Below are 22,253 nucleotides of genomic sequence, written 5' to 3'. Positions count from 1 at the left end.
AGCCGAACTCCCCGGCCGACGCAAGCCCGCATTCCGCCGAGGGCTGACGGGAGAACACCTCACCTCAAGGCCCCCCCCGCCCGCCCGAGCGCTTCAGCTCTCCCGACGGCGCCGGCCTACCCGCAGGGCCAGCCCCCCCAGGACCAGGAGGACGAGCGACGTGCCCCCTCCCCCGCCCGCCGAGGCACAGCTCAAGCCTCCGCCTCGGGCGTCGATCTCCAGCGACGGGTCCAGCACGAAATTGATGATGGCGGATTGTACCGACGCATTCCCCGCCTTGTCCTTCGCGACCAGCGTCACCGTATGGCTGCCGTAATCCAGCGCGTTGCGCGGAACGAAGCGCCAATCACCGCTCGCGTCCGCTTGAACCGTGCCGATCTCCACCCCATCCAATTGGATGGAGACCGTCGACTCCGCCTCCGCGTCGCCCTGGAACGTGGGCGTCCGCACCGACAGGATGTCGTTCGCCCGGGGAATGGACAGCACGGGCGCCACGGGGGCCTTCAGGTCCACCCGCCAGATGAACTCCTCGGGCGTCGGGTCCTCATTGCCAGCCTGATCCCGCGCCTTGACCCGCAGAGTGTACTTCGTGTCGTCCACGTCCGTACTGCCCAACCCCGTCCAGCGATAGTCCGTGGGATTACAGCTCTCGTAGGAAGCCTCGTTGAGACTGCAGAAATAGACCACGTTGTTCTCATTCGATTCGAACAAGAAACGGGCCTCCTGGGAGTTGGTCCGCTCCTTCGTCTCGGTGAGGATGGTGGTGTTCGGCAGCTTCGTGTCGACCTTCCACGTCCGCGACAGCACCGGCGATACGTTGCCTGCGATATCTATCGCGCGGACGACCATCGTGTGGGTCTCATTGTTGCTGTTCACAGTCCCCGTGTGCGGCGACACACACGCCTCGTACTCCAACGAGCCGTCGAGCAAGCACTCGAAGCGCTCCAACGGTTCGTTGGCAGCGAAGGTGAAGGAGAAGCTGTCCGTGGTGAGCCACCCCTGGGGTCCCAACAGAATCGTCACTTCGGGAGGGAGCAGATCAATGGAGAGCGTGTAGGGCGCGGAGAGGGGCCCTACGTTCTTCGCCAGGTCAGTCAGTGTGGCGGTGATTTGGTACTGACCGCTTTCCAGACTGGTCAGCGGTGAGAAGGTCCAGAGGCCTCCCTTCACCTCGGCGGTCCCCCAGATACCTCCATCCTTGTAGAGGGTGATGGTCCCCTTCAACTCGGGCGACTGCCCCCGGATGACTGGCTTGCCCTCGTCCTCGTTGGTGGGGAGGTTCGCTTGGGGAGCGGTAATCCGAGGAACCAGTGTCGGAGGCGAGGTATCAACCTCCCAGATCCACACCTTGGCGACGGAATCCCTCTGTCCCGCGAAGACAGCTCGGACACTGAGCGTGTAGGTATTGTCTTGAAGGTTTGAGTAACGCGCGACGTTGTAGAGGTCCGCCGGTATGTTCCTGGGACAGGGACTGAAATCCAGCGCAGGGTCTGGATTGATGCGCTGCTCGAGCTTGCACTCGAAATCCACCTCCCCCTTGTTCGAGGAGAACAAGAAGACAGCGTCCGTCTCGCTGATAGGCCCAGGACTGGGGCCATCCTCGATTTCGGTACTCAGCGGGCCCGTGTTGATGGTCCAGTTGTAGAACGCTGGCGAGTCATCCCGGTTGCCAGCCGCGTCCACCGCGCGGACCATCAGCGTATTCGGCCCGTCCACCAGATTGGTGAGCTGGATGAAGCTGGCGTCCGTCCCTGGGGGGAGAGGCGGGCAGGGAGTGAACGCCTCGGCCGTGACGCCCCCCGTGCTCCGTCGGCACTCGTAGGTCAGGGGCTCCGGCCGTGCGAGCTGGAAGTCCACCGTGGTGAAGGCATCACGAAACGGCGGACCGTCGAGGATGATCGTCTCCGGCTTCGTCACATCCACGGTGAACGACACCGGGTCCGAGTCCGTGAAGCGCCCCGCCCCATCCGTCGAGCGGACGAACACCGAATTGGGCCCTTCGTTCAGCGGAGTGGTGCGCAGGTAGCTCCACTGTCCGCCAGGTCCCACGCTCACCGTGACAGGTTCTGGCATCGAGCCGAAGTAGACCCGCAATGAGGTCCCCACCTCCGCAGTACCACTCAAGGCGGGATACTGCGTGTTCACATACGTGCCGAGCGACGCCACGACGGGCTTGGCCGGGTCCTTCCGGTCCACATGGAACGTGAGCGTGCCGGAGAACGCGCTGACGTTGCCCGCCGGATCCCTCGACATGGCGCGAACCCAGTGAAAGCCATCATCCGCGGGGGACGGAGAGTACGTCACCGACCAGTCTCCGGACGCATTCACCGTGGCTGGCCCCAACTCCACCGAGTCATCCACATAGACGGTCACCGCTGTATTGAGATTGAGCCCCACCGTGGACTCGAGCGTGCCATCCAGCGTGATGGGAACGGCGGTGTAGTAAACGCCCAGGATGGATGGATTGAGCACGGGTCGAACGGGCGCCACCGTGTCCACGGTGATGATCGCGTCCGCGGACTCCACGAAGTTCCCCGCCGCATCCGTCGCCCGCGCGCGCAGGGTGTACCTCTCTTGGTCCAGCGCGGCGGGCACGACACTCCAACTTCCCGAGGGGCTGCTGGCCACCGTGCTCAAGGTCTGCAGCGTGGCGCCAGAACTCGTCAGTCGTACGGTGACGACCACGCGTGCTCCTGCCTCCGTCGTTCCGGCGATCGTCGGCGTTTGCGAGCGCACCCAGCCCGCGTTGGGGGACGCCACCAGGATGGACGTGGGGGCTGTGAGGTCTACCCGCCAGGTGTAGCTGACGGGCGAGGGGTCCACGTTCCCCGCGGCGTCGACCGCGCGCACGTGGAACTGATTGGAGCCGGGCGTCAACCCCGTCAACGTGCGACTGCCCGTTCCCGTCCCAGGGCATGATACCGAGGTGAAGGTGAGGCCATCGACGGAGCACTGGAACGTCGCCGTGGAGTCGTCCGGGCTCTGGTAGTTGAAGAGCGCGCTCGCCGAGTTGCTATCGGCCGGAGGCACATCGGTAAAGGATGTATCGGGAACAAGGGTGTCCACACGCCACGCATGCGTCGCGGGGGACGGGTCTGGAGTTCCCGCCGCGCTGTAGGCCGTCACCTCCATCGTGTGGGCACCGTCGGTCAGGTTCGTATAGGTCTGGGTCGGACCGCAGGCCGTGGCCATTCCGCCGTCCCTCGAGCACTGATACGTGACGCCTCCCGAGAAGGTGAAGACCGCGATCTTCGAACTCGTCGGCGCGCCGGGCGGACTGGCAACGGGCCCCCCCGTGATGGCTGTGTTGGGGACGGAGGTGTCCACCTTCCAGTCGAAGCTCTTCGGATTCGGGTCCTGATTGCCCGCCTCATCGATGGCGTAGACCGTCACCCGGTAGTCCCCATTTCCGAGCGGGCTGGCCACATACGAGGCCGGGCAGGTAACGAAGGGCGCGTCCCCCAGGGGAAGCGTACTGTCGCGAGCACAGCGATACGTGGACGTCTCTGTCGAGCTGAAGGTGAAATTCGCGATCGTGGAGCTGGAGATCGGCGGAACACTATGGGGCGTGAGCGTCGTCGTCGGAGGGACGTTGTCGAAGGTGAAGTTGAGCTCCGGGCTCATGGCGCTGTAGGCCCCCAGGAGCCCGGCCTGCGCCGCGATGCGGTAGGCCGTGTTGGGGCTGTTGCTCGGAGGCGTGAATACGTGGACGAAGGACTTGAGGCTGTCCGATGCAGTCCTCCCCCAATACGTGTACGTGAGGTTCGGGGTGGTTCCGGTGACCTCGTAGAGGACCACCTCCGACAGGCCCTGCTGCGTCGTTCCCCTCAGCAAGGGATTGTTCGTCCGAGCAGGCGGCCCCACCGGGGCGAGCACCGGAGCGTTGGGCGTGGCAAAGGCCGTGTCGACAAGGGTGACGGTGCCCACGGAGTCCGGATCCGCGGCCGACGTGGGGAGCGCACCGTTGCGATGAACAATGTTGTTGAATCCCGCCAGACCCGCTGGAACCTGGGGGGAACAGGCCGTGGGTCCTTTTGCCTGGAAGAACACGCGACCACCACCACCTCCACCGCCGGGCCCCATGTCCGGGGCGCCGCCGCCGCCGCTATTCGACCCCTTACCGCCTACCGCTGTCACCGTGTCGGGATCGCACGTGCCGTTTCCCGTGAACCGCAGGTGCAGGGTTCCTCCGGCTCCACCACCATGCCCCACCAGGGTCCCCGAACTCGCAACCCCGTCCTCGCCATCCGCCACGATGGACCCAACCCCTGAGAGCGAAGCCGCGCGGATGAAGATGATGCCGCCTCCTCGCCCGCCTGCGCCCCCCGTGGGAGGGGGAGTGCTCCGGAGGTGTCCGCTGCCGCCTCCCCCACCGAACGTGAGCCAGTTCATGGTCGAACCGCTCAGAGCAACTCCTCCCTTGCCCCCGTTGATGTTGTTGCTCCCCTGTTTTCCATAGCCTCCCACGCCGCCCCACCCACCGTTGCCCCCGCCACCACCGCCTCCTCCGTTGCACGAACCACCGCCTCCTCCGTTGGTGGAGTTCTGCACGGAGTAAACCTGTGCCGGCACGATGTCCTCGCCACTTTGCCCCACGTTGCCATCCGCCGAGCCGCCGCACGCAGCGCTCGAATCACTCAGGTACGCGCCGCCACGCAATCCCAGCCCCGAGGCATCAATGGTCCCGTTGTTGGTGAGGGCTCCATTGGCCAGGAACGCCAGCACGCCACCCTTGCTCCCATCCCATGGGGCCGCGGTGATTTCTGCATCTGCCCGAACGGTGACGGCCTGGTAACGAGGCACGGTGACGAGCTGCGCCCCAGGGGCCGTGTAGCTGTACGCCAGTTTCCTTGTGAGGGTCACCGAGGTCGTCGTCGAGGACTGGACCTGCGCCAGTTCCCACTGGCCCACGGTGGGCAAACCACCACCCGACAGGTCCACCGCGGTCTGCGTTCCCCTCGTGGGCACGGGGCTCAAGCCGGTGGACTGGATGATCATCACGAGGTCGTTCGCGGCGAGCGGCGGGACGGTCCCCGTGAGCTGCAGGATGGTCGCTCCCTGAGCGGCACTCTGGCCGAGCGCCACGTACTTGTTGGGCGTGAATGGCGAGTCCGCGATTTTGACGTCCAGGTTTCCAGAAGAGCCATCGCTGAGCCCGAACCTGTCCAGCTCCGCGCTCGCGGTGCCGCACATCAACAGCACGCCCCACAGCAGCACTCGCGTCAGCAGCGTTCTCATGGCCGCACCTCCCCTGGCTTCACGGCTCCGTCCGCGGGAGCCGCCCCTCGCGACTCTTGCGGGTCGACGAACTTGAACTCGATGCGGCGGTTTTCTTCACGGTCCTGATACGTGTTCTCCGGGGTCACCTTCGGCTTGGTCTTCCCGAAGCCCACGGCCATCAGCCGGTCCGCCGGTGCCCCCTTGCTGATGAGGTACTGGCGCACCGCATCCGCGCGGGCCTGTGACAGTCGCCGGCTGGCGTCCAGCGGCGAGCGCAGGTCCGTGTGCGCCCCCACCACCACCATGGGCAGCTCCGGGTGCTCCTTCACGATGCGCGCAACCCAGTTGAGCTGCTCGAGCGAGCGGCTCTGGATGACCACGCCCGAGGCCTCGAAGTAGATCTTCTCGAACAACTCCAGACCGCCCGACTTGATCTCCACCAGCGGCGGCACATTGGCGGGGCAGCCCAGGTTGTTCGCCGCGCCCACGTCCTTCACGCAGCTGTCCAACCGGTTGGGCACGCCGTCCTTGTCCGAGTCCATCTCCGGGCAGCCCTTGCGCTCCGGCGGACCCGGCTCGTTGGGGCACTCGTCGTTGTCGTTCTCGATGCCGTCCTTGTCGAAGTCACGCACCGGGCAGCCCCGGTTGTCCTCGGGCCCCGGGTCGTCCGGGCAGCTGTCCTTGCTGTCCTCGACCTCGTCCTTGTCCCGGTCCTCGATAGGACAGCCATTGCGCGCCGGAGGGCCGTTCTGGTCCGGGCACTCGTCGAGCATGTCCTCGATGCCGTCCCCATCCGAGTCCTTCGCCGAGCAACCTCCGCGCGCCGCGTCCCCCGCCACCAGCGGACAGCGGTCCACGCTATTGATGATGCCATCCCCGTCCTCGTCGGAATCGGGGCACTCCTGGATGGGGTCCGTCAGCGTCCGCACCAGCCCCGGCTCACACCGCACCGACGACTCACCAGGCCCGCGCGTCGGCACCACCTTGCCGAACGCCCCGCCCACCATCAGCCGGAACAGCGGCGTCCCCGGGGCCGAGCCCACGCCCATGCCCGCCAGGGCGAAGAGCTCCAGCGACGGACTCGCCAGGTAGCGCGCGCCCGGCAAGAGCTCCACCGCGCCGGGCTGGTCCGTCAGCGGAAACATCGCGCGCACGTTCAGCTCCCAGCGCAGCCGCCGCCCCGTCGTGGACAGCGCCGCGCCCAGGCGCACCTCCTGCCCCACCTCGTCCTCCAAATCCCCCGTGCGCTCGGTCAGCAGCATCTTGTCCCGCTGGACGTAGCCGACCTCCAAGCCCGCGCGGATGCGCCCGAAGTGCCGCCCCATCATCAGCTTGGGCGACAACCGCACCGAGCCGTCATCCCGCGAGTAACCTTCCGCGCTACCCAGGGGTACGCCCACACCCAGCTCCGCCGCCAGGTCCAGGATGCCCGAGGCCTCCTGCGTCAGCAGCCCCACCCGGCCGCTCAGCGACGGCGTGGAGAGCGTCTGCGCGCGCGGCTCCGGGATGCCCGCACCCGCCAACCCGGTGCTGTTGCCACCCTGAAACGCCACCAGCGGCACCTGCAACCCCACCTGCAACCAGCTCAAGGGCGCATAGGCCGCGGTCAGGTGCGCCGTCGCGCGACTGCCCACGACGGCGAGCTTCTTCCCGGTGTTCATGTACACCAGCGGCTCGTGCGCGTACTGCATCGCCACCGTCGCTCGGAAGTCACCGGCCGGGAGCAGCTCCCCCAGGCCCACGAGCAGCGAGCCCTCCGCGCCAGGATTCAGCTCCAGCCGCTCCAGGTCGAACCCTCTCAAGGGCGACGTCTGGGGGACGGGGGGCACGTCGTCCTGGGCCCCGGCGCTCGCGGACGCCAGCGCGAACGCAAACGCGAGCACGCCTCGCAGCAGCCTGCTTCGTCTCATGACTCTCCCGGATGAATGGGCGTGTGGGTATCCCGGAGCCGCCCCACGTTTCAAGCCGGCCCCCCGCGTTCACTCTACACCAGATGCGCCCCTGCTCTCGCTCCAGCCCGCACGCGCCAGGTCCTCCTGTCTCGCGAGGTCCGTGACAACGCTGCCACTGAAATCTCGGGGCAGGGATTCACGCCCGGTCAATTCGTGGCATGCTGGCGCATCACTCACCTCCCCGCGGCTCGCGCGGGGTCTGGCGCCGGGGGCACTCTGATGATCGCGAACGCCGCGTTGCTCGCGAACCAGGCCGAGTTCGAGTTCGAGGCAGGTTCCTTCACAGCCGCGGAGCTGGCGGTGCTCGGCTTCGAGGCCGAGGAAACCCTCTCCCAGCCCTACACCGTCGAGGTCGCCCTCGCCGTCCGGCCCGACCTCGAGGTGGAGGAGAAACTGCTGCTGGGCAAGGACGCGCGCCTGACGGTGATGCTCGGTGATGGCACCGCCCGCTTCTTCCAGGGCGTCGTCTCGCGGATGACGCGCTGGGACGAAGGCAGCGGCCCCGAGCGCCGCCGCTACCGCGTCACCGTCGTCCCGCGCCTGTGGACGCTGCGCCACCGCCGCAAGAGCCGCATCTTCCAGGAGCTGACCGTTCCGCAGATCGTCCACAAGGTCCTGGACGAGGCCAAGGTGGAGCACCGCCTGGCCCTCACCGGCACCTATCCCGTGCGCGACTACTGCGTGCAGTACCGCGAGTCGGATCTGGACTTCGTCTCGCGGCTCCTCGAGGAGGAAGGCATCTTCTACTTCTTCGAGCACGCCGAGAGCTCACACATGATGGTGCTGGGAGACGGCGCGTCGGCCAATCCCTCCATGCAAGGTGAGCCCAAGCTCGTCTTCCGCGAGCGCTCGCACATGATTGCCTCGCAGGAGTACGTGCACGAGCTGGTGGCGCGCACCGAGGTCCAGCCCGGCGTCGTCGCGCTGCGTGACTACAACTTCCTGCGACCGGCCCAGTTGCTGGGCGCGGAGGCGGAGTCGGACGACGGCGAGACGGCGCTGGAGATCTACGACTATCCCGGCCGCTACGAGGAGCCGGGCCCCGGCCGCAACCTGGCCCAGGTGCGCCTGGAGGAGCTGCGCGCGCGCACCCAGACGGTGACGGGCGCCAGCTACAGCCGCCGCATCTGCTCCGGCCACGTCTTCGAGCTGGCCGAGCACCCCGACGCGACGGTCAATCGCAAATACCTGCCCATCTCCGTGCGACACACCGGCCACCAGTCGGAGGCGGTGAGCATCGACCAGTCCACGCTGCGCTCGCGCGAGGGCTACCGCAACGAGTTCCTCTGCCAGCCCGCGGACATCCCCTACCGGCCCGCTCGCGTGACGCCCCGCCCGGTCATCCCCGGTGCGCAGACGGCGCGCGTCGTCGGCCCCGCGGGCGAGGAGATCCACACCGACGAGCATGGCCGCATCAAGGTCCAGTTCCACTGGGACCGCGAGGGCAAGGCCAACGACAAGAGCTCCTGCTGGATTCGCGTCAGCCAGGCCTGGGCGGGCCCGGGCTGGGGCGCGCTGTACCTGCCGCGCATCGGCCATGAAGTGGTGGTGGAGTTCCTGGAGGGAGACCCGGACCGTCCCCTCGTCACCGGCAGCGTCTACAACGGCCAGAACCCGCCGCCCATCGACCTGCCCGGCAGCAAGACGCAGAGCACCCTGCGCTCCAGCTCCAGCCCCGGCGGCGACGGCTCCAACGAGCTGCGCTTCGAGGACGCGGCCGGCTCGGAGCTCGTCTATCTGCACGCGCAGAAGGACTTCAACGTCGTCGTCGAGAACGACAAGACGCAGGAGGTCCGAGGCAACGAGACGTTGCTGGTGAAGAAGGACCGCTCGCGCGTCATCGAGGGCAACCAGTCCCTCGAGGTGAAGAAGGACGACGACAGCACCATCAGCGGCAATCAGTCGCTGGCCGTCACCGGCAACCGCTCCACCACCGTGGCCGGCAACCACACCGAGTCCGTCAAGGGTGACCAGTCCATCGGCGTCAGCAGCAACCAGAGCCTGGCGGTCAGCATGGCATCGGCGGAGACGGTGGGCCTGGGGAAGATGCTCACCGTGGGCGGAGCGCTCGCCATCAGCGTGGGCGCCGCCTTCAACGAGCTGGTGGGCGGCGTCAAATCCGAGCAGGTCGGCGGCGCCAAGGTGGAGGTCGTCGGCGCCAAGAAGACCGAGTCCGTCAAGGGCGCCCGCTCCACGCAGGTGGGCGGAGACCTGTCGGAAGAGATTGGCAAGTCCCGCACGTTGAAGGTGGACAAGGACCTCATCGTCAGCGTCGGTGGCAAATCCAACCACGTCACCAAGGACGCCTACGTCCTGCAGGCCAAGGAGATCGCCCTGGTCGCCGAGGAGCAGTTCACCCTCAAGGTCGGCTCCGCCACGTTGCAGGTGAAGAAGAACGGGGACGTCGTCATCAAGGGCGCCAAGATTGAGATCACCGGCAGCGGCGACGTCATCATCAAGGGCTCCAAGATCTCCGAAAACTAGGTCGCTCCAAGCAGACCCGGGGGGGTGGCTTGAAACCGGTCCACCGTGTCTGGCACTTTACGCTTCGCCCGGAACCGACAACGGGGCCGGGCACTCAAAAAGGAATGGGAATTTGGCGCTAGGACACACTGGCGCCGGTGCGGCGGGGGTGGCCGGCCGGTGCCTTCGGTGGGGTGTGGTCGCCGCGCAGGCACTGGCCTTGAGCGTGGGAGCAGGCTGCGCGAAGCGCGTGCCCTTCTCCTGTGAGACACCGCCACCCTTCCAGGTGGTGGTGGAAGCGGCCGAGCAACTCAACCCGGATGCCAAGGGCCGCTCGTTGCCCACCGTCGTCCAGATTGTCCAGCTCAAGGACAGCGTGAAGCTGGAGCGCGCGGGCTTCCGTGACTTGTGGGGCAAGCCCGAGGCGCTGCTGAAGGAAGACCTGCTGCAGGTGGCCGAAGTCGTGGTGGCGCCCGGCAAGCAGGAGAAGCGTTGGATACAGAGAGACCCGAAGGCGCGCTTCGTGCTCGCCATGGGCCTGTTCCGACAGCCACTGGGTTACTCCTGGCGCGCGGTGGCGACCTTGCCCGTGGTGCCGGAGTCGCGCTGCGTGGAGCGTCCCGCTGGAGACCAGGGGCCGCCGAAGGAGGACGACGAGGTCTTCCGCTACCGGCTCCAGGGCTATCAGATCGACTTGATGTTCCGGCCCCTCAGCCTGGCGCCGGAGCAACACAACAACCCCGAATCCGGCGACCGAGAGTCGCCCCGGAGAGGCGCATGAAGTCCGCGCAGCGCGTCGTGTGGTCCGAGGGCATGTTCATGAGCCCCCACCACCTCCAGCAACAAGACCTCTACCACGAGCAGCTCCTGGAGAACCGGCTGGGGGCCCTGGAGCCCTATCCGTGGGGCGTGGTGGCCATGGAGCTGGACCAGGAGGCGCTGCGCGCCGGCCAGGTGCAGCTGTCGAACTTCGTCGGCGTGCTGCCGGACGGGCTGACGGTGTCCTTTGAGTCCGGAGACGCCGAGGCCCCCTCCGCGCGCCCCGCCGAGGGCTACTTCCCTCCCGCGCAGCGCACCCTGGACGTGTACCTGGGCGTGCCGCGCGAGCGCAGCGGCGTGGAGAGCTACGGCAGCGGAGAGCGCATTGGCGGAAGCCCGCGTTACACGCCCGTCACGCGGCCCATCAGCGACCTGACGGCGTCCACGTCCATCTCCCAGGTGGGCTTCGGCCAGCGCAACGTGAGGCTGCTCTTCGGCACCGAGCCGCGCGACGACTTCGAGGCCATCAAGCTGTTCGAGCTGACGCGCGACAAGTCCGGCAGCCTGGCCATCGTGGACGCCTACGTCCCGCCCTGCCTGCGCATCGACGCGTCGCCGTACGTCATGGGCGAGTTGCGCACGCTCTTGCGGCTGATGGTCTCCAAGCAGCGCCAGCTCGCCTCGCGCCGCCGCCACCGGGACGCGTCCGCGCTGGAGTTCACCGCGGGCGACGTGACGCTCTTCCTGGAGCTCAACGCCCTCAACGGAACCATCCCCTTCCTGCAGCACGCGCTGGACGCCGGCAACCTGCGGCCTCGGGACCTGTACCTGACGCTGGTGCAGTGCGCCGGCCAGCTCTGCACCTTCTCCTCCAGCGCGGACCCCACGACACTGCCGTCGTTCCAGTTCACGCATCTGCGGGCGACGTTCGAGGAGCTGTTCCGCCGGCTGTCGGAGCTGATGCGCTCGGTGGCGCTGGAGCAGTGCCTCACCGTGGACCTCTCCGCGGGCACGGACGGTATGTTCCGAGGCAAGCTGGAGGATGAGCGGCTGGAGCGCTGCGGCGCCTTCCTGCTCGCGGTGCGGAGCGATTTGCCCGAGCGAGTCGTCGCCGAGCAGTTCCCCAAGCTCACCAAGGTGGCCTGCTGGGACGACATCCCGGGCCTCGTCCGCGCCGCCGCGCCGGGTGTGCCGCTGGCCGTCACGTACCGCCCACCGCCGGAAGTCCCGGTGCAGCCGGGCACCGTGTACTTCAGCCTCTCGATGAATGACGGCTACTGGAAGAACGTGATGCGCGACCACAACCTCGCGCTCTATCTGCCGCAGCCGTTCGAGGCGGCCCGAACGACCGTGGAGCTGCTCGCGGTCCCCACCGCCAATCGCTGACGCGCAGGGATTTCCATGGACCGAGTGACCGAAGCCACGAAGGACTGTTTCGACGCCGCCATCCACCTGCGCGCCTCGGAGGCGGCGGCCATTCCTCCGCCCGAGACGCTCTATCACCGCCTGCGCGGCGTGGTGGACGAGCTCTTGAGGCGCGCCGCGGTGCTCGGCTTCAGTCACCAGGACGCCCAGGACATGGCCTACGCCATGGTGGCGCTCGTCGACGAGGTCGTCCTCAGCCGGCCGGAGGAGTACCGGCAGTTCTGGATGACCAACCCGCTGCAGCTGCACTACTTCAACGAGAACATCGCGGGCGACGGCTTCTTCGCCAGGCTGGACCTGGTGCGCAAGGACCCTCACCGGGCCGAGGTCCTCCAGGTCTACTACCTGTGCATGCTCTTCGGCTTCCAGGGGCGCTACCGCATCCGCGGCGGCGAGCTGGAGCTGATGACGCTCATCGACACGGTGAAGAAGGACCTGGAGCGCGCGCGGCCGTTCGACTTCGACGTGCTGTCGCCGCACGGTGACCGCCCCACCGACTCGCTGCTCTCCAAGCGCAGGAAGACGCCCGTGCTGGCCCTGTCCGCCGGCTCGCTGGCGGTGGCGGTGCTCTTCTACGGCGTGCTGCAGTTCTTCCTGAAGGACAAGGTGGACGAGCTCAAGGGCCGCATCGAGCTGCACGCCGCCAAGAACGTCGCCGGCACGCTGGCTCCGCCGCAAGCGGGCGCCACCGCCAACCCGGGAGGCACGCAATGATGGCCTACCTGCTACCGCTGCTGGGCATCGGCGCGCCCATGTTCGCGCTGATGAGCTACATCGGCCTCTCCCCGCCGCAGGCCGCCATCGTCGCCGCGCTCGCGGGCATGCTGGCCATGGGCGTGGTGTGGGTGGTCAAGCGCATCCGCGCGCGGCGCGCCGCCAAGAAGCTGGAGGGCGCGCTCGCGGCTCAAGGTGAAGAGCAGGCCGCCACGGTGCGGCCGGACCTGCAGCCCGAAATCAAGGCGATGCAGGACGAGTTCACCAAGGCGGTGGGCGCGCTCAAGGCGTCCAAGCTGGCGCGCGGCGGCAAGGACGCGCTGGCGGTGCTGCCCTGGTACCTCATCGTCGGCCCTCCGGGCGCGGGCAAGAGCACCGCGCTGCGCAACTCCGGCCTGAAGTTCCCCTACCTGTCCGCGCGCGGTGGCGTGCGCGGCGTGGGCGGCACGCGCAACTGCGACTGGTGGCTCACCAACGAGGCCGTCATCCTCGACACGGCGGGCCGCTACACCAGCGCCGAGGAGGACCGTCCGGAGTGGATGGCCTTCCTCGACACGGTGGTGAAGCACCGCCCCAGCCGCCCCATCAACGGCCTCATCGTCGCCATCAGCGTCAGCGAGCTGATGACGGCGGACCCGCAGGCCGTGGGCGAGATGGGGCAGACCATCCGCGAGCGCCTGGACGAAATCACCGGCCGGCTGAAGATGCTGGTGCCCGTCTACGTGATGGTCACCAAGTGCGACCTGCTGCCGGGCTTCGTGGAGATGTTCTCCGACTTGTCCCGCGTGGAGCGCGGCCAGGTCTGGGGCTTCACCGTGCCGCTGGAGCACCAGAAGGACGCGAGCACGGACCTGTTCCGCGAGCGCTTCGACGAGATGCTCTCCGTGCTGGAGCAGCGCTCGCTCAGGCGGCTGGGCCAGGAGCGCCGGCTGGAGACGCGCGAGAACATCTACGGTTTCCCGCAGCGCTTCGACGCGCTCCGCAAGAACCTGGCCGAGTTCCTCCAGCCGCTCTTCCTGGAGAACGTGTTCCAGGACACGCCCGTCTTCCGCGGCCTGTACTTCAACAGCGGCACGCAGGACGTGCGCGCGGTGGACAAGGTGTCCCCGTCCGCGGGCGAGCTGTTCGGCAGCACCAACGGCCGGCCGCAGACGGACGGCGCGTCCACCGAGGGACGCAGCTACTTCCTCTGGGACGTCTTCACGAAGGTGATGTTCCAGGACCAGCAGGTGGCGGTGCGCAGCTCGCTGGAGGAAGCGCGGGTGCGCCGGCAGAGCATGGTGCTGGCGGGCGCGGCGCTGGCGGCCACGGCGCTCTTGCTGTCCATGCCCACCCTCTCCTATTTCCAGAACCGCGCCCTGTCGGAGGCGGTCACCAAGGCCATCACCGACGTGAGCCTGGACCCGCGCGACGACGTCCGGCGCGTGGAGGACCTGCTGCCGCTCAGCAAGCGCCTGGAGGAGCTGACGCGGCACGAGGAGGAAGGCGCCCCGGTGTGGATGCGCTTCGGCCTCTATCAGGGCCACAAGCTGCTGCCGCAGGCGCGCCAGTTCTACAACACCGCCTTGCGCCGCGTGCTGCTGGGCAAGCAGTTCGAGCTCATCGAGCAACGGCTGGAGGGCTTCGCGCGCAGCCCGGACATGCTCGCGCTCAGGGACCCGAGGGAGCACGCGCGCCGCTCGTCGGAGTTCAAGCAGTACGTCGATGACCTGAAGATGTACCTGTTGGTGACGACGCCCCGGGACCCGAAGGAGCCGGAGCTGGACGAGGAGCAGCGCCACTGGCTGGTGCGCCAGATTGTCGACCACTGGGCGGGCGTGCGCGGCAGCGCGCTGGACAAGGGCACGGTGGCCACCCACGCCACCACCTTCATCAAGATGCTGGGCGCCGAGCAGGCCATGCCCGACGAGCAGAAGCCCGCGCGCGAGGAGCGCATCGCCTTCCCCCGGGAGAACGCGCTCATCGTGGGTGCCCGCCGCGCGCTCATCCGGGTGCCCCTGGAGAAGCTGGAGCTGGCGCGCATCGTGGAGACCACGCGCGCGCAGTACGGAGACGTCACGCTGGAGCAGCTGATGGGCTCGGTGCCGCAGTTCAGCGCCAACATGGTGGTGCGCGGCGCCTTCACCCGGAACGCGTACGAGAACGACGTGAAGCAGCAGCTCGAACGGGCGTTCTCGGACCAGGACGCGTGGGTGCTGGACCGCGACGTCAGCATGGACGTGGAGGCGTCGCGGCGCGCGCTGCGCACGCTCTACTTCTCCAGCTACGTCCAGGAGTGGAAGGACTTCCTCAACGCCATCAAGGTGGCCGAGCCCGCGGACGACGTCCGGTTGGAGGACCTGCTCGCCAACCTGACGCGCGGCACACCCAAGCCGTACAGCCGGCTGTTCAACTCCATCGTCAACAACGTCCAGTTGGAGCGACGCGCGCCCAAGGTCGAAGCCACGAGCACGAACAGGCTGACGGCGTCCGTCAAGAAGATGTTCGGCTCCGATGACGACGCCGTCACCGAGAAGAGCCGGGAGAAGCTCAACCCGCTCGCGCCCTCCGGCGAAGAGGAGATTCTCCCCCGGGACGTGGCGCGCGAGTTCGCCTCCATCATCCGGTTCGCCACGGAGCGCTACAAGACGGACGACGGCGAGGAGACGCTGACGGCGCTCGTCGAGTACGAGGAGCAGCTCGTCACCGTGCACACGGCGATGCTGGCATCGAAGGACAAGTCGACCGAAGGCGCGGAGCTGACCAAGAAGGTCAACGCCGCGCGCAGCTACGTGGAGATGCTCATCCGCAAGCAGACGGACAACATCGCCATCTTCGAGCGCCTGCTGATGCCGCCCTTCAAGGACACCATCGCCGTCTTCGCCCAGGGGCAGGCCCAGCAGAAGAGCAAGCTGTGGTGCGAGCAGGTGGTCCTCCCGTTCAACCGGGCGTTCAAGGACCAATACCCGTTCAACGCCGGCTCGCAGCGGGACGCGCCGCTGCCGGAGGTCGCGGAGTTCCTGCGGCCCGACAACGGGGTGCTGCGCAAGTTCATCAAGGAGCAGCTCAGCGACCAACTGGTGGCCACGGGCCGCAGGTGGGACTACACCTCGGCGGCCAGCGGGCGCTACCGGCAGGAGCTGCTCACCTTCCTGGAGAAGACGCAGGCGCTGGCGGCGACCCTGTTCCCGGGCGGCGAGTCGGTGGGCATGGTGGATCCGCTCGTGCGCTTCCAGGTGCGCATCCGTCCCGGCGTCTCCGTGGACGGCTCCGCGTCGCAGATCTCCTCCATCGTCTTCACGCTCGATGGGACTGACGAGGTGTACCGCAACGGTCCCGACACGCTGTGGAAGCCGATGATCTGGCCCGGTCAGGCCGGCAAGCTCGGCGCGCGCATCCTCGTGCAGAGCGTGGATGGCGCCACGCAGTCCGTGCTGGAGGAGGAGAATGACTGGGGCCTGTTCCGCCTGCTGGAGCGGGTGAAGAAGATCGAACCCAGCCCGGACGGGCGCTACTTCACGGCGACGTGGGAGATCGAGGAGATGAATGGCGAGCAGGTCTCCATCGACTTCCGGCCGGAGCGCACCACCAACCCCTTCTTCGGGCTGGCGGGCAACACCTCCAAGCTGATGGGCATCTTCCGGGACGCTGGCATGAAGATCCCCATGGGCATCTCGTCGACCGGCAGGGGATGCGAGCCGGAGGTCGTGGCCGCGGGCGGAGCCCCCTGATGGCGGTGCAGCAACCTCCTCGCATCGGCCTGCTGGGAAAGACGCCGCGCCAGGCGGAGTTCATCCGGTTCAACGCCTCCACGCCGCTGGCCCTCCACCTCTACGGGTGGATGGAGGCGGGCGTGGAGCGCGCACGCAAGGCCCGGATGGACCTGCCCTCGGAGCCCGCGCACTTCGTCTTCACCGCGCCCGGCCAGAAGCAGGCGCTGGTGGGGTCGATGGCGCCCAGCATGGACAGCGTGGGCCGCGCGTTTCCGCTGGCCGTCTTCACCGAGGTGCCTTCGGCCAGCACCGCGTCCCGCTTCGCGCTGACTCCAGAGGCCTATCAGCCCTTCCTTCAGGCGGCCGGAGCCCTCTCCCGCGCGGCGGCGGAGCTGGACGTGCCGCAGCTCACCGAGCGCACCACGGCGCTGCCCGTGCCTGGCCCGGGTGACTTCAGCGTGGCCGAGCGGCTGCGCGACAGCGTCCTGTCGGAGCACCACCTCGCCGACCTGCTGGGCCCCGTGACGGAGGGCTCGCCCACTGGAGGGCAGTACTACGCGCTGCACACCTTCCTCACCGCGTGCATCGGTGAGCGCGGACGTGAGCAGTCCGCCGCGGGCGTGGTGCTGGACTGCCCGTTGACCCCGCGCGTGGGCCCGGTGGCGTGGCTGGAGTTGTCCTCGCGCCTCTTGCGCTGGCCCCACCAGCCGCCGTCCTTCTTCTGGTCCGAGGGAGACAAGCCCCGGCTGCTCTTGAGCCTGGGCTCCGCGTCGCCCTCCGTCTTCCTCGCGCTCGCCCAGCCCGGCCGCCCCGGCGCCCAGGTGTGGCCGCTGCGCACCGAACGTCCCGCCGCCATCGACAACGCGCGCAAGGGCCTGACGGCCTCCGCGCGCCAGGTCATCGACTCTCCCACCACCACCCTCGACCAGCTCCTGCGCGCACTGTCGCGCTGAGGGCACACGAAGCCTCGCACCATGCCTCCCACCCTCGAAGAGCTCCGTGAGCGCGCACGTCCCTGGCTCCAGCCCGTGCCTGGCACCGCGCCCGCCGGCACGCAGGCGAAGCATGAGCCCGCCTACGAGGCCATCACCGCCGAGGTGGCGAAGCTGGAGTCCCCCGCCAGCAACGCCGTGCGCTGGGACGATGTCGTGCGCGGCGCCGACGAGCTGCTCAAGGGCACCACGAAGGACCTCTGGCTCGCCTCGTATCTGGCCTACGGCCTCTACGTCACCCGGGGCATGGACGGCGCCGCCACCGGCGCCGCCCTGCTCGCGGAGGTGACGGAGCAGTTCTGGCCCGACCTCTTTCCGGAGCTGAAGCGGCTGCGCGCGCGCGCCAACGCGGTGGGCTGGTTCGTGGAGCGGCTGGGCAAGCTCCTGCCCTCCCTCGACCAGGCCAGCGTGAGCGCCGAGTCGCTGGACGCGCTCGCCTTCGCCATCAAGCGCCTGTCCACCCTGTCGCGGGAGCGCTTCGCGGACCAGGCCCCCGCCTTCGGTCCGATTCAAGACGCCATCTCAAGGCTGCGCGCCGGCCTGCCCGAGCCGCTTCCCGAAGCCCCCCCGCAACAGGACTCCGCCCCGGCCGAGCCCGTGGACAGCGCGCCGGCCGCGCCCGCCGCGATGGGGCCGGAATCGACCACGAGTCCTGTCTCCACCTCCGCGAACGCCGAAGCTTCGTCACCGGTGAACACTCACACGGCCCCGAAGACCGAGGCGCCCCCGAGCACGCGGCCCGCGTCCCCGAAGACCGCCCTGCCGTCAGCGCCCTCGCGGAACGGTGCCCAGCCCTCGGCGTCACCACGTGGCGCGTCCCCTCAGGGCCCGGCGGTGGCGACGCCGGTCAACGTCGTCGTGCCGCCGCTGCCCGCCCTGCCCGCACAGCCGGACCTCACCAGCACCGAGGCCGTCACCGACTTCCTGCGCAACGTCGGCGCCGCGCTCCTCAGCGCCGCGAACGCACTGCGCCATGCGAGCAACGCGGACCCTGTCTCGTACCGCCTGTTGCGCACCGGGGTCTGGCTGCACCTGGCACGGCCGCCCAACCCGGGCGCCAACGGCCGCACGACGCTCCAGCCGCCACCAGACTCGCTGCGCTCCAAGCTGGAGACGCTGGAGGCCAACCAGCGCTGGAAGGAGTTGCTCGACGAGGCCGAGTCCGCCGTCGTCCAGCACCGCTTCTCATTGAGCCCGCACCGCTTCAGCGCCGCCGCGCTCAAGGGCCTGGGCGAAACCCACACCACCGCTCACGCCGCGCTGGTGCGGGAATTGCGCGTGCAGCTCCGCCGCATGCCGGGCGTGGAGGAGCTGCTCGCAGCGGATGGCACGCCGCTCACCGACGAGGCCACGCGCGACTGGCTGCGCGCGGAGGTCCTTCAAGCCGCCCCTCGCGCCCCCCTGTCGTCCCCGCCGACCCACGCCTCGACGACAGCCATTTCCCTGCCCCCGCTGTCACTCGACACGGACGCTCCCCACGCCCAGCCCCTGGGCGAGGAGCAAACCCAGGCGCTGCTGGCCGAGGGCCGCGTGCAGGAGCTTGTCGCCGGACTCCAGGCGGACGTGGCCGCCGCGAACACGGGCCGCGCGCGCTTCGTCGCCCGCCTCACCCTGGCGCGCTTGTGTGCCCAAGCCGGACAACTGCCGCTGGCGCGCGCTCTTTTCGACGCGCTCGACGAGGAGGTTTCCTCTCATGCGTTGGACCAATGGGAGCCTTCGCTGGCAGCGGCTTGCATCGAGGGTTGGCTCGCCACCCGCACCGTCGAGGAAAAGGAGGGGGGACGGTTGGCAGCGAAAGTTCGAAACCGCTATCGTCGTCTCGCTCGGTTGGATTGTTCCGCCGCGCTCCGCGTCGTCGGCCCCTGACGTCACCAGGTTGTTCCGCGGCGAAGCCTCCCCCCATGCGACGCCCGCGCATTTCTACGTAGGTCTCAAGGAGAGAGCCGCAGATGAGCAAAGAGAGTTCCGTCGCCCCTACCGAGCGCGTCAACATCGTCTACAAGCCCGCCACCGGCAATGCGCAGGAGCAGGTGGAGCTGCCGCTGAAGGTCCTGATGATGGGGGACTTCACGGGCCAGGCGGATGACCGGCCTCTGGAGCAGCGCGCGCCCATCAACGTGGACAAGGGCAACTTCAACGAGGTGATGGCCCAGCAGAACCTCAAGGTCACCCTCACCGCCGCGGACAAGCTGTCCAACGAGGCGGGCGCGAGCATGAATGTCTCGCTCCAGTTCAAGAACCTGTCGGACTTCACGCCCGAGAGCGTCGTCAATCAGGTTCCCGAGCTGAAGAAGCTCCTGGAGCTGCGCAGCGCGCTCAACGCCCTCAAGGGGCCCCTGGGCAACCTTCCCGCGTTCCGCAAGAAGCTTCAGGCACTCCTGGCCGACGAAGAGGGCCGCAAGGCGCTCATCAAGGAACTGGGGCTCGAGGAAAAGTCCAAGTAACCGTTTACGGGGAACAGAGACACCATGCCTACCGAGACCCTGACCCAGAAGTCGCCGGTTGCCGGCGCCGATGCCTCGCTGTCCCTGCTCGACGAAATCCTCTCCGAGGCGAAGCTCAAGCCCAAGGACGAGGGCTACGACGTCGCCAAGCGCGGCGTGCAAGCCTTCATCACGGAGATGCTCGCGCCCAACCGCTCCGAGGAGCGCGTGGACAAGGCGCTCGTCGACGCGATGATCGCCGAAATCGACAAGCGCCTGTCGTCGCAGGTGAATGAAATCCTCCACGCCTCCGAGTTCCAGAAGCTGGAGTCGTCCTGGCGCTCGCTGAGGTTCCTGGTGGACCGCGTGGACTTCCGCGAGAACACCCGCGTGGAGATGCTCAACGTCTCCAAGGAAGACCTGCAGAAGGACTTCGAGGACGCGCCCGAGGTCGTCAAGAGCGGCCTGTACAAGCTGGTGTACTCCAACGAGTATGGCGTCTTCGGTGGCAAGCCCTACGGCATCATCTCCGCCAACTACGACTTCGGCGTGGGTCCGCAGGACATGGAGCTTCTGCGCAAGTGCGCGTCGGTGGCCGCCATGGCCCACGCGCCCTTCATCGCCAACGCCGCGCCGGAGACCTTCGGTGAGCCCAGCTTCCTGAAGCTGCCGGACCTCAAGGACCTCAAGTCCCTGTTCGAGGGTCCGCAGTACGCGCGCTGGCACTCCTTCCGCGAGAGCGAGGACGCGCGCTACGTGGGCCTGGCCCTGCCGCGCTTCCTGTTGCGTCTGCCTTATGGCGAGAAGACGGTGCCGGTGAAGGCTTTCAACTTCACCGAGGACGTCGTCGGCAGCCACGAGAAGTACCTGTGGGGCCATGCCTCCGTCGCCCTGACGTCGCGCGTGGCGGACTCCTTCGCGAAGTTCCGCTGGAGCCCGAACATCATCGGTCCCCAGTCCGGCGGCGCGGTGGAGAACCTGCCCCTGCACCAGTACGAGGCCATGGGGGAAATCCAGACCAAGATTCCCACCGAGGTCATGCTCACCGAGCGGCGTGAGTACGAGCTGTCCGAGGAAGGCTTCATCGGCCTCGTCTTCCGCAAGGACTCCGACAACGCGGCGTTCTTCAGCGCCAACTCCACCCAGAAGCCCAAGTTCTTCGGCAACACCCCGGAGGGCAAGGCGGCGGAGACCAACTACCGTCTGGGTACGCAGCTGCCGTACATGTTCATCATGACGCGCCTCGCGCACTACATCAAAGTGCTGCAGCGCGAACAGATTGGCAGCTGGAAGGAGAAGGCCGACCTGGAGCGTGAGCTGAATCACTGGCTCAGCCAGTACATCTCCGACATGGATGACCCGGCGCCCGCGGTGCGTTCGCGCCGCCCGCTGAAGGCCGCGCGCGTCGTGGTGGAGGACGTGGAAGGTCAGCCGGGCTGGTACCGCTGCAGCCTGCAGGTGCGCCCCCACTTCAAGTACATGGGTGCGTCGTTCACGCTGTCTTTGGTGGGCAAGTTGGACAAGGAGTGATGGACCCGCTTCACCCAGTGTCGTTGAGATCAGCTATCCTGAGGGCTCCACTCCCAGGCTCTCTTCGAGTCTGGGCCACCCGCGCGCCTCCGCGCGCACAGCAAAGAGGTTCGTTCCATGGCTGAATCAGTTTTTGTGTACCTGAAGGCGAACGGGCAGGACATCCAGGGTGAGAGCACCCAGACGAGCCTCGGCCGCGAGGGCGCCATCGAGGCTGTCTATTACGAGCAGAAGGTGTTCACCGCGCGCGAGTCGGGCTCCGGCCTGGCCGTGGGCCGCCGCCAGTACGAGGGCATCACCCTGCGCAAGCGCATCGACAAGGCCTCGCCGCTGCTCATGAAGGCGCTGTGCGAGAACACCGTCATCGAGGCGACGTTCAAGTTCTTCCGCCCGAACCCCACCGGCGACGGCACCACCGAGCAGTTCTACACGACGTCCATCAAGAAGGCGCGCATCAACAGCATCAAGCAGTTCGTCCCTGACGCGTTCATCCCGTCCGGCTCGAACAGCCCGCCGATGGAGGAGATCAACCTGGTCTTCCACACCATCAACTGGACGTACACCAACGGCGGCCAGACGCACGAGGACACCTGGGACACCCAGCGCTGATGCCTCCTCCTCCGCCGGTCGTCCGTGGCGCTTTCGACGCGGACGGCCGGGGGTGGCCTCAATAAAAGACACGCATGGGCTCCCGAGGTTTGTTGTCACGCATCGCCGAAGGCAATGGCGCGCTCGCCCCACCCGGCGAAGTGGTGGAGTCCATCGCGGAGCACCTTCGCGCGTTGCTCAACACGCGCAAGGGTGAGTCCGTGGCGTCACCGGCCTTCGGCATCCTGGATTTGAATGACGTCGTCCACACGTACTCGTCGGCGGTGCCGCGAATGGCGCAGTCCATCCGCACGGCCATCCTGGACTTCGAGCCGAGGCTGAAGAGCGTGGTGGTGACACACACGCCGGACCCGGACGACCCGACGGCCTTGCGCTTCGACATCACCGCGCAGCTGGCGACGCGAACGCGCAAGGGAACCGTGCGCTTCCACACGCAGGTGAAGCCGGGCGGGCGCGTGGACCTGTGGTGAACCG

Annotated in this window: 13 protein-coding genes; 11 read left to right on the top strand and 2 right to left on the bottom strand. The window is 67.8% G+C overall.

Features of this window, described 5'->3' with window-relative positions:
- Window positions 1-93: 93 nt before the first annotated feature.
- Window positions 94-5,238 carry an adventurous gliding motility protein AgmC gene (gene agmC, locus ACN469_RS06230; protein WP_498765124.1) on the bottom strand — a complete coding sequence of 1,715 codons (5,145 nt, stop codon included), beginning with the start codon at window positions 5,236-5,238 and terminating at the stop codon, window positions 94-96.
- Window positions 5,235-7,130, bottom strand: coding sequence for an OmpA family protein (locus tag ACN469_RS06225; protein ID WP_498765122.1), 1,896 nt, complete (start codon window positions 7,128-7,130; stop codon window positions 5,235-5,237). The genes agmC and ACN469_RS06225 overlap by 4 nt, the downstream gene beginning before the upstream one ends.
- Before the next feature lie 261 nt (window positions 7,131-7,391).
- Between ACN469_RS06225 and ACN469_RS06220 the strand changes: the two genes are divergently transcribed.
- The 11 genes from ACN469_RS06220 (at window position 7,392) to tssE (ending at window position 22,249) form a co-directional block, all read left to right on the top strand.
- Complete coding sequence (locus tag ACN469_RS06220; protein ID WP_498765120.1) at window positions 7,392-9,656, top strand: type VI secretion system Vgr family protein; 2,265 nt, start codon at window positions 7,392-7,394, stop codon at window positions 9,654-9,656.
- A 199-nt stretch (window positions 9,657-9,855) separates the two neighbouring features.
- Window positions 9,856-10,416: a type VI secretion system lipoprotein TssJ gene (gene tssJ, locus ACN469_RS06215; protein WP_498765118.1), complete on the top strand. Its 561-nt coding sequence runs from the start codon at window positions 9,856-9,858 to the stop codon at window positions 10,414-10,416.
- Window positions 10,413-11,780 (top strand): type VI secretion system baseplate subunit TssK, encoded by a 1,368-nt coding sequence (gene tssK / locus ACN469_RS06210; protein ID WP_498765116.1) that lies wholly within the window; start codon window positions 10,413-10,415, stop codon window positions 11,778-11,780. The genes tssJ and tssK overlap by 4 nt, the downstream gene beginning before the upstream one ends.
- Before the next feature lie 15 nt (window positions 11,781-11,795).
- Entirely contained in the window at window positions 11,796-12,533 is a 738-nt protein-coding gene (locus ACN469_RS06205) for a DotU family type IV/VI secretion system protein (RefSeq protein WP_498765114.1), read from the top strand.
- A complete protein-coding gene (gene tssM, locus ACN469_RS06200) occupies window positions 12,530-16,243 on the top strand; it encodes a type VI secretion system membrane subunit TssM (protein ID WP_498765112.1) in 3,714 nt (1,237 codons plus the stop codon). Before ACN469_RS06205 ends, tssM begins: the two co-directional genes overlap by 4 nt.
- A complete protein-coding gene (tagF, locus tag ACN469_RS06195) occupies window positions 16,243-17,178 on the top strand; it encodes a type VI secretion system-associated protein TagF (RefSeq protein ID WP_498765110.1) in 936 nt (311 codons plus the stop codon). Before tssM ends, tagF begins: the two co-directional genes overlap by 1 nt.
- A gap of 21 nt (window positions 17,179-17,199) precedes the next feature.
- Window positions 17,200-19,083 carry a TssA family type VI secretion system protein gene (locus tag ACN469_RS06190; protein WP_498765108.1) on the top strand — a complete coding sequence of 628 codons (1,884 nt, stop codon included), beginning with the start codon at window positions 17,200-17,202 and terminating at the stop codon, window positions 19,081-19,083.
- Between the two features lie 83 nt (window positions 19,084-19,166).
- On the top strand, window positions 19,167-19,661 hold the full coding sequence (tssB, locus tag ACN469_RS06185) for a type VI secretion system contractile sheath small subunit (protein ID WP_498765106.1): 495 nt from the start codon (window positions 19,167-19,169) through the stop codon (window positions 19,659-19,661).
- 24 nt (window positions 19,662-19,685) lie between these two features.
- Entirely contained in the window at window positions 19,686-21,170 is a 1,485-nt protein-coding gene (gene tssC / locus ACN469_RS06180; RefSeq protein ID WP_498765104.1) for a type VI secretion system contractile sheath large subunit, read from the top strand.
- 117 nt (window positions 21,171-21,287) lie between these two features.
- Complete coding sequence (tssD, locus tag ACN469_RS06175) at window positions 21,288-21,779, top strand: type VI secretion system tube protein TssD (protein ID WP_498765102.1); 492 nt, start codon at window positions 21,288-21,290, stop codon at window positions 21,777-21,779.
- Between the two features lie 74 nt (window positions 21,780-21,853).
- Window positions 21,854-22,249: a type VI secretion system baseplate subunit TssE gene (gene tssE, locus ACN469_RS06170; RefSeq protein ID WP_498765100.1), complete on the top strand. Its 396-nt coding sequence runs from the start codon at window positions 21,854-21,856 to the stop codon at window positions 22,247-22,249.
- The last annotated feature ends 4 nt before the right edge of the window (window positions 22,250-22,253 follow it).

The organism is Corallococcus terminator, from assembly GCF_049194865.1.
GTDB classification, from domain to species: domain Bacteria; phylum Myxococcota; class Myxococcia; order Myxococcales; family Myxococcaceae; genus Myxococcus; species Myxococcus terminator_A.
Note: the sequence above shows the minus strand (reverse complement) of the source record. Positions and strands in the feature narration are given on the sequence as shown.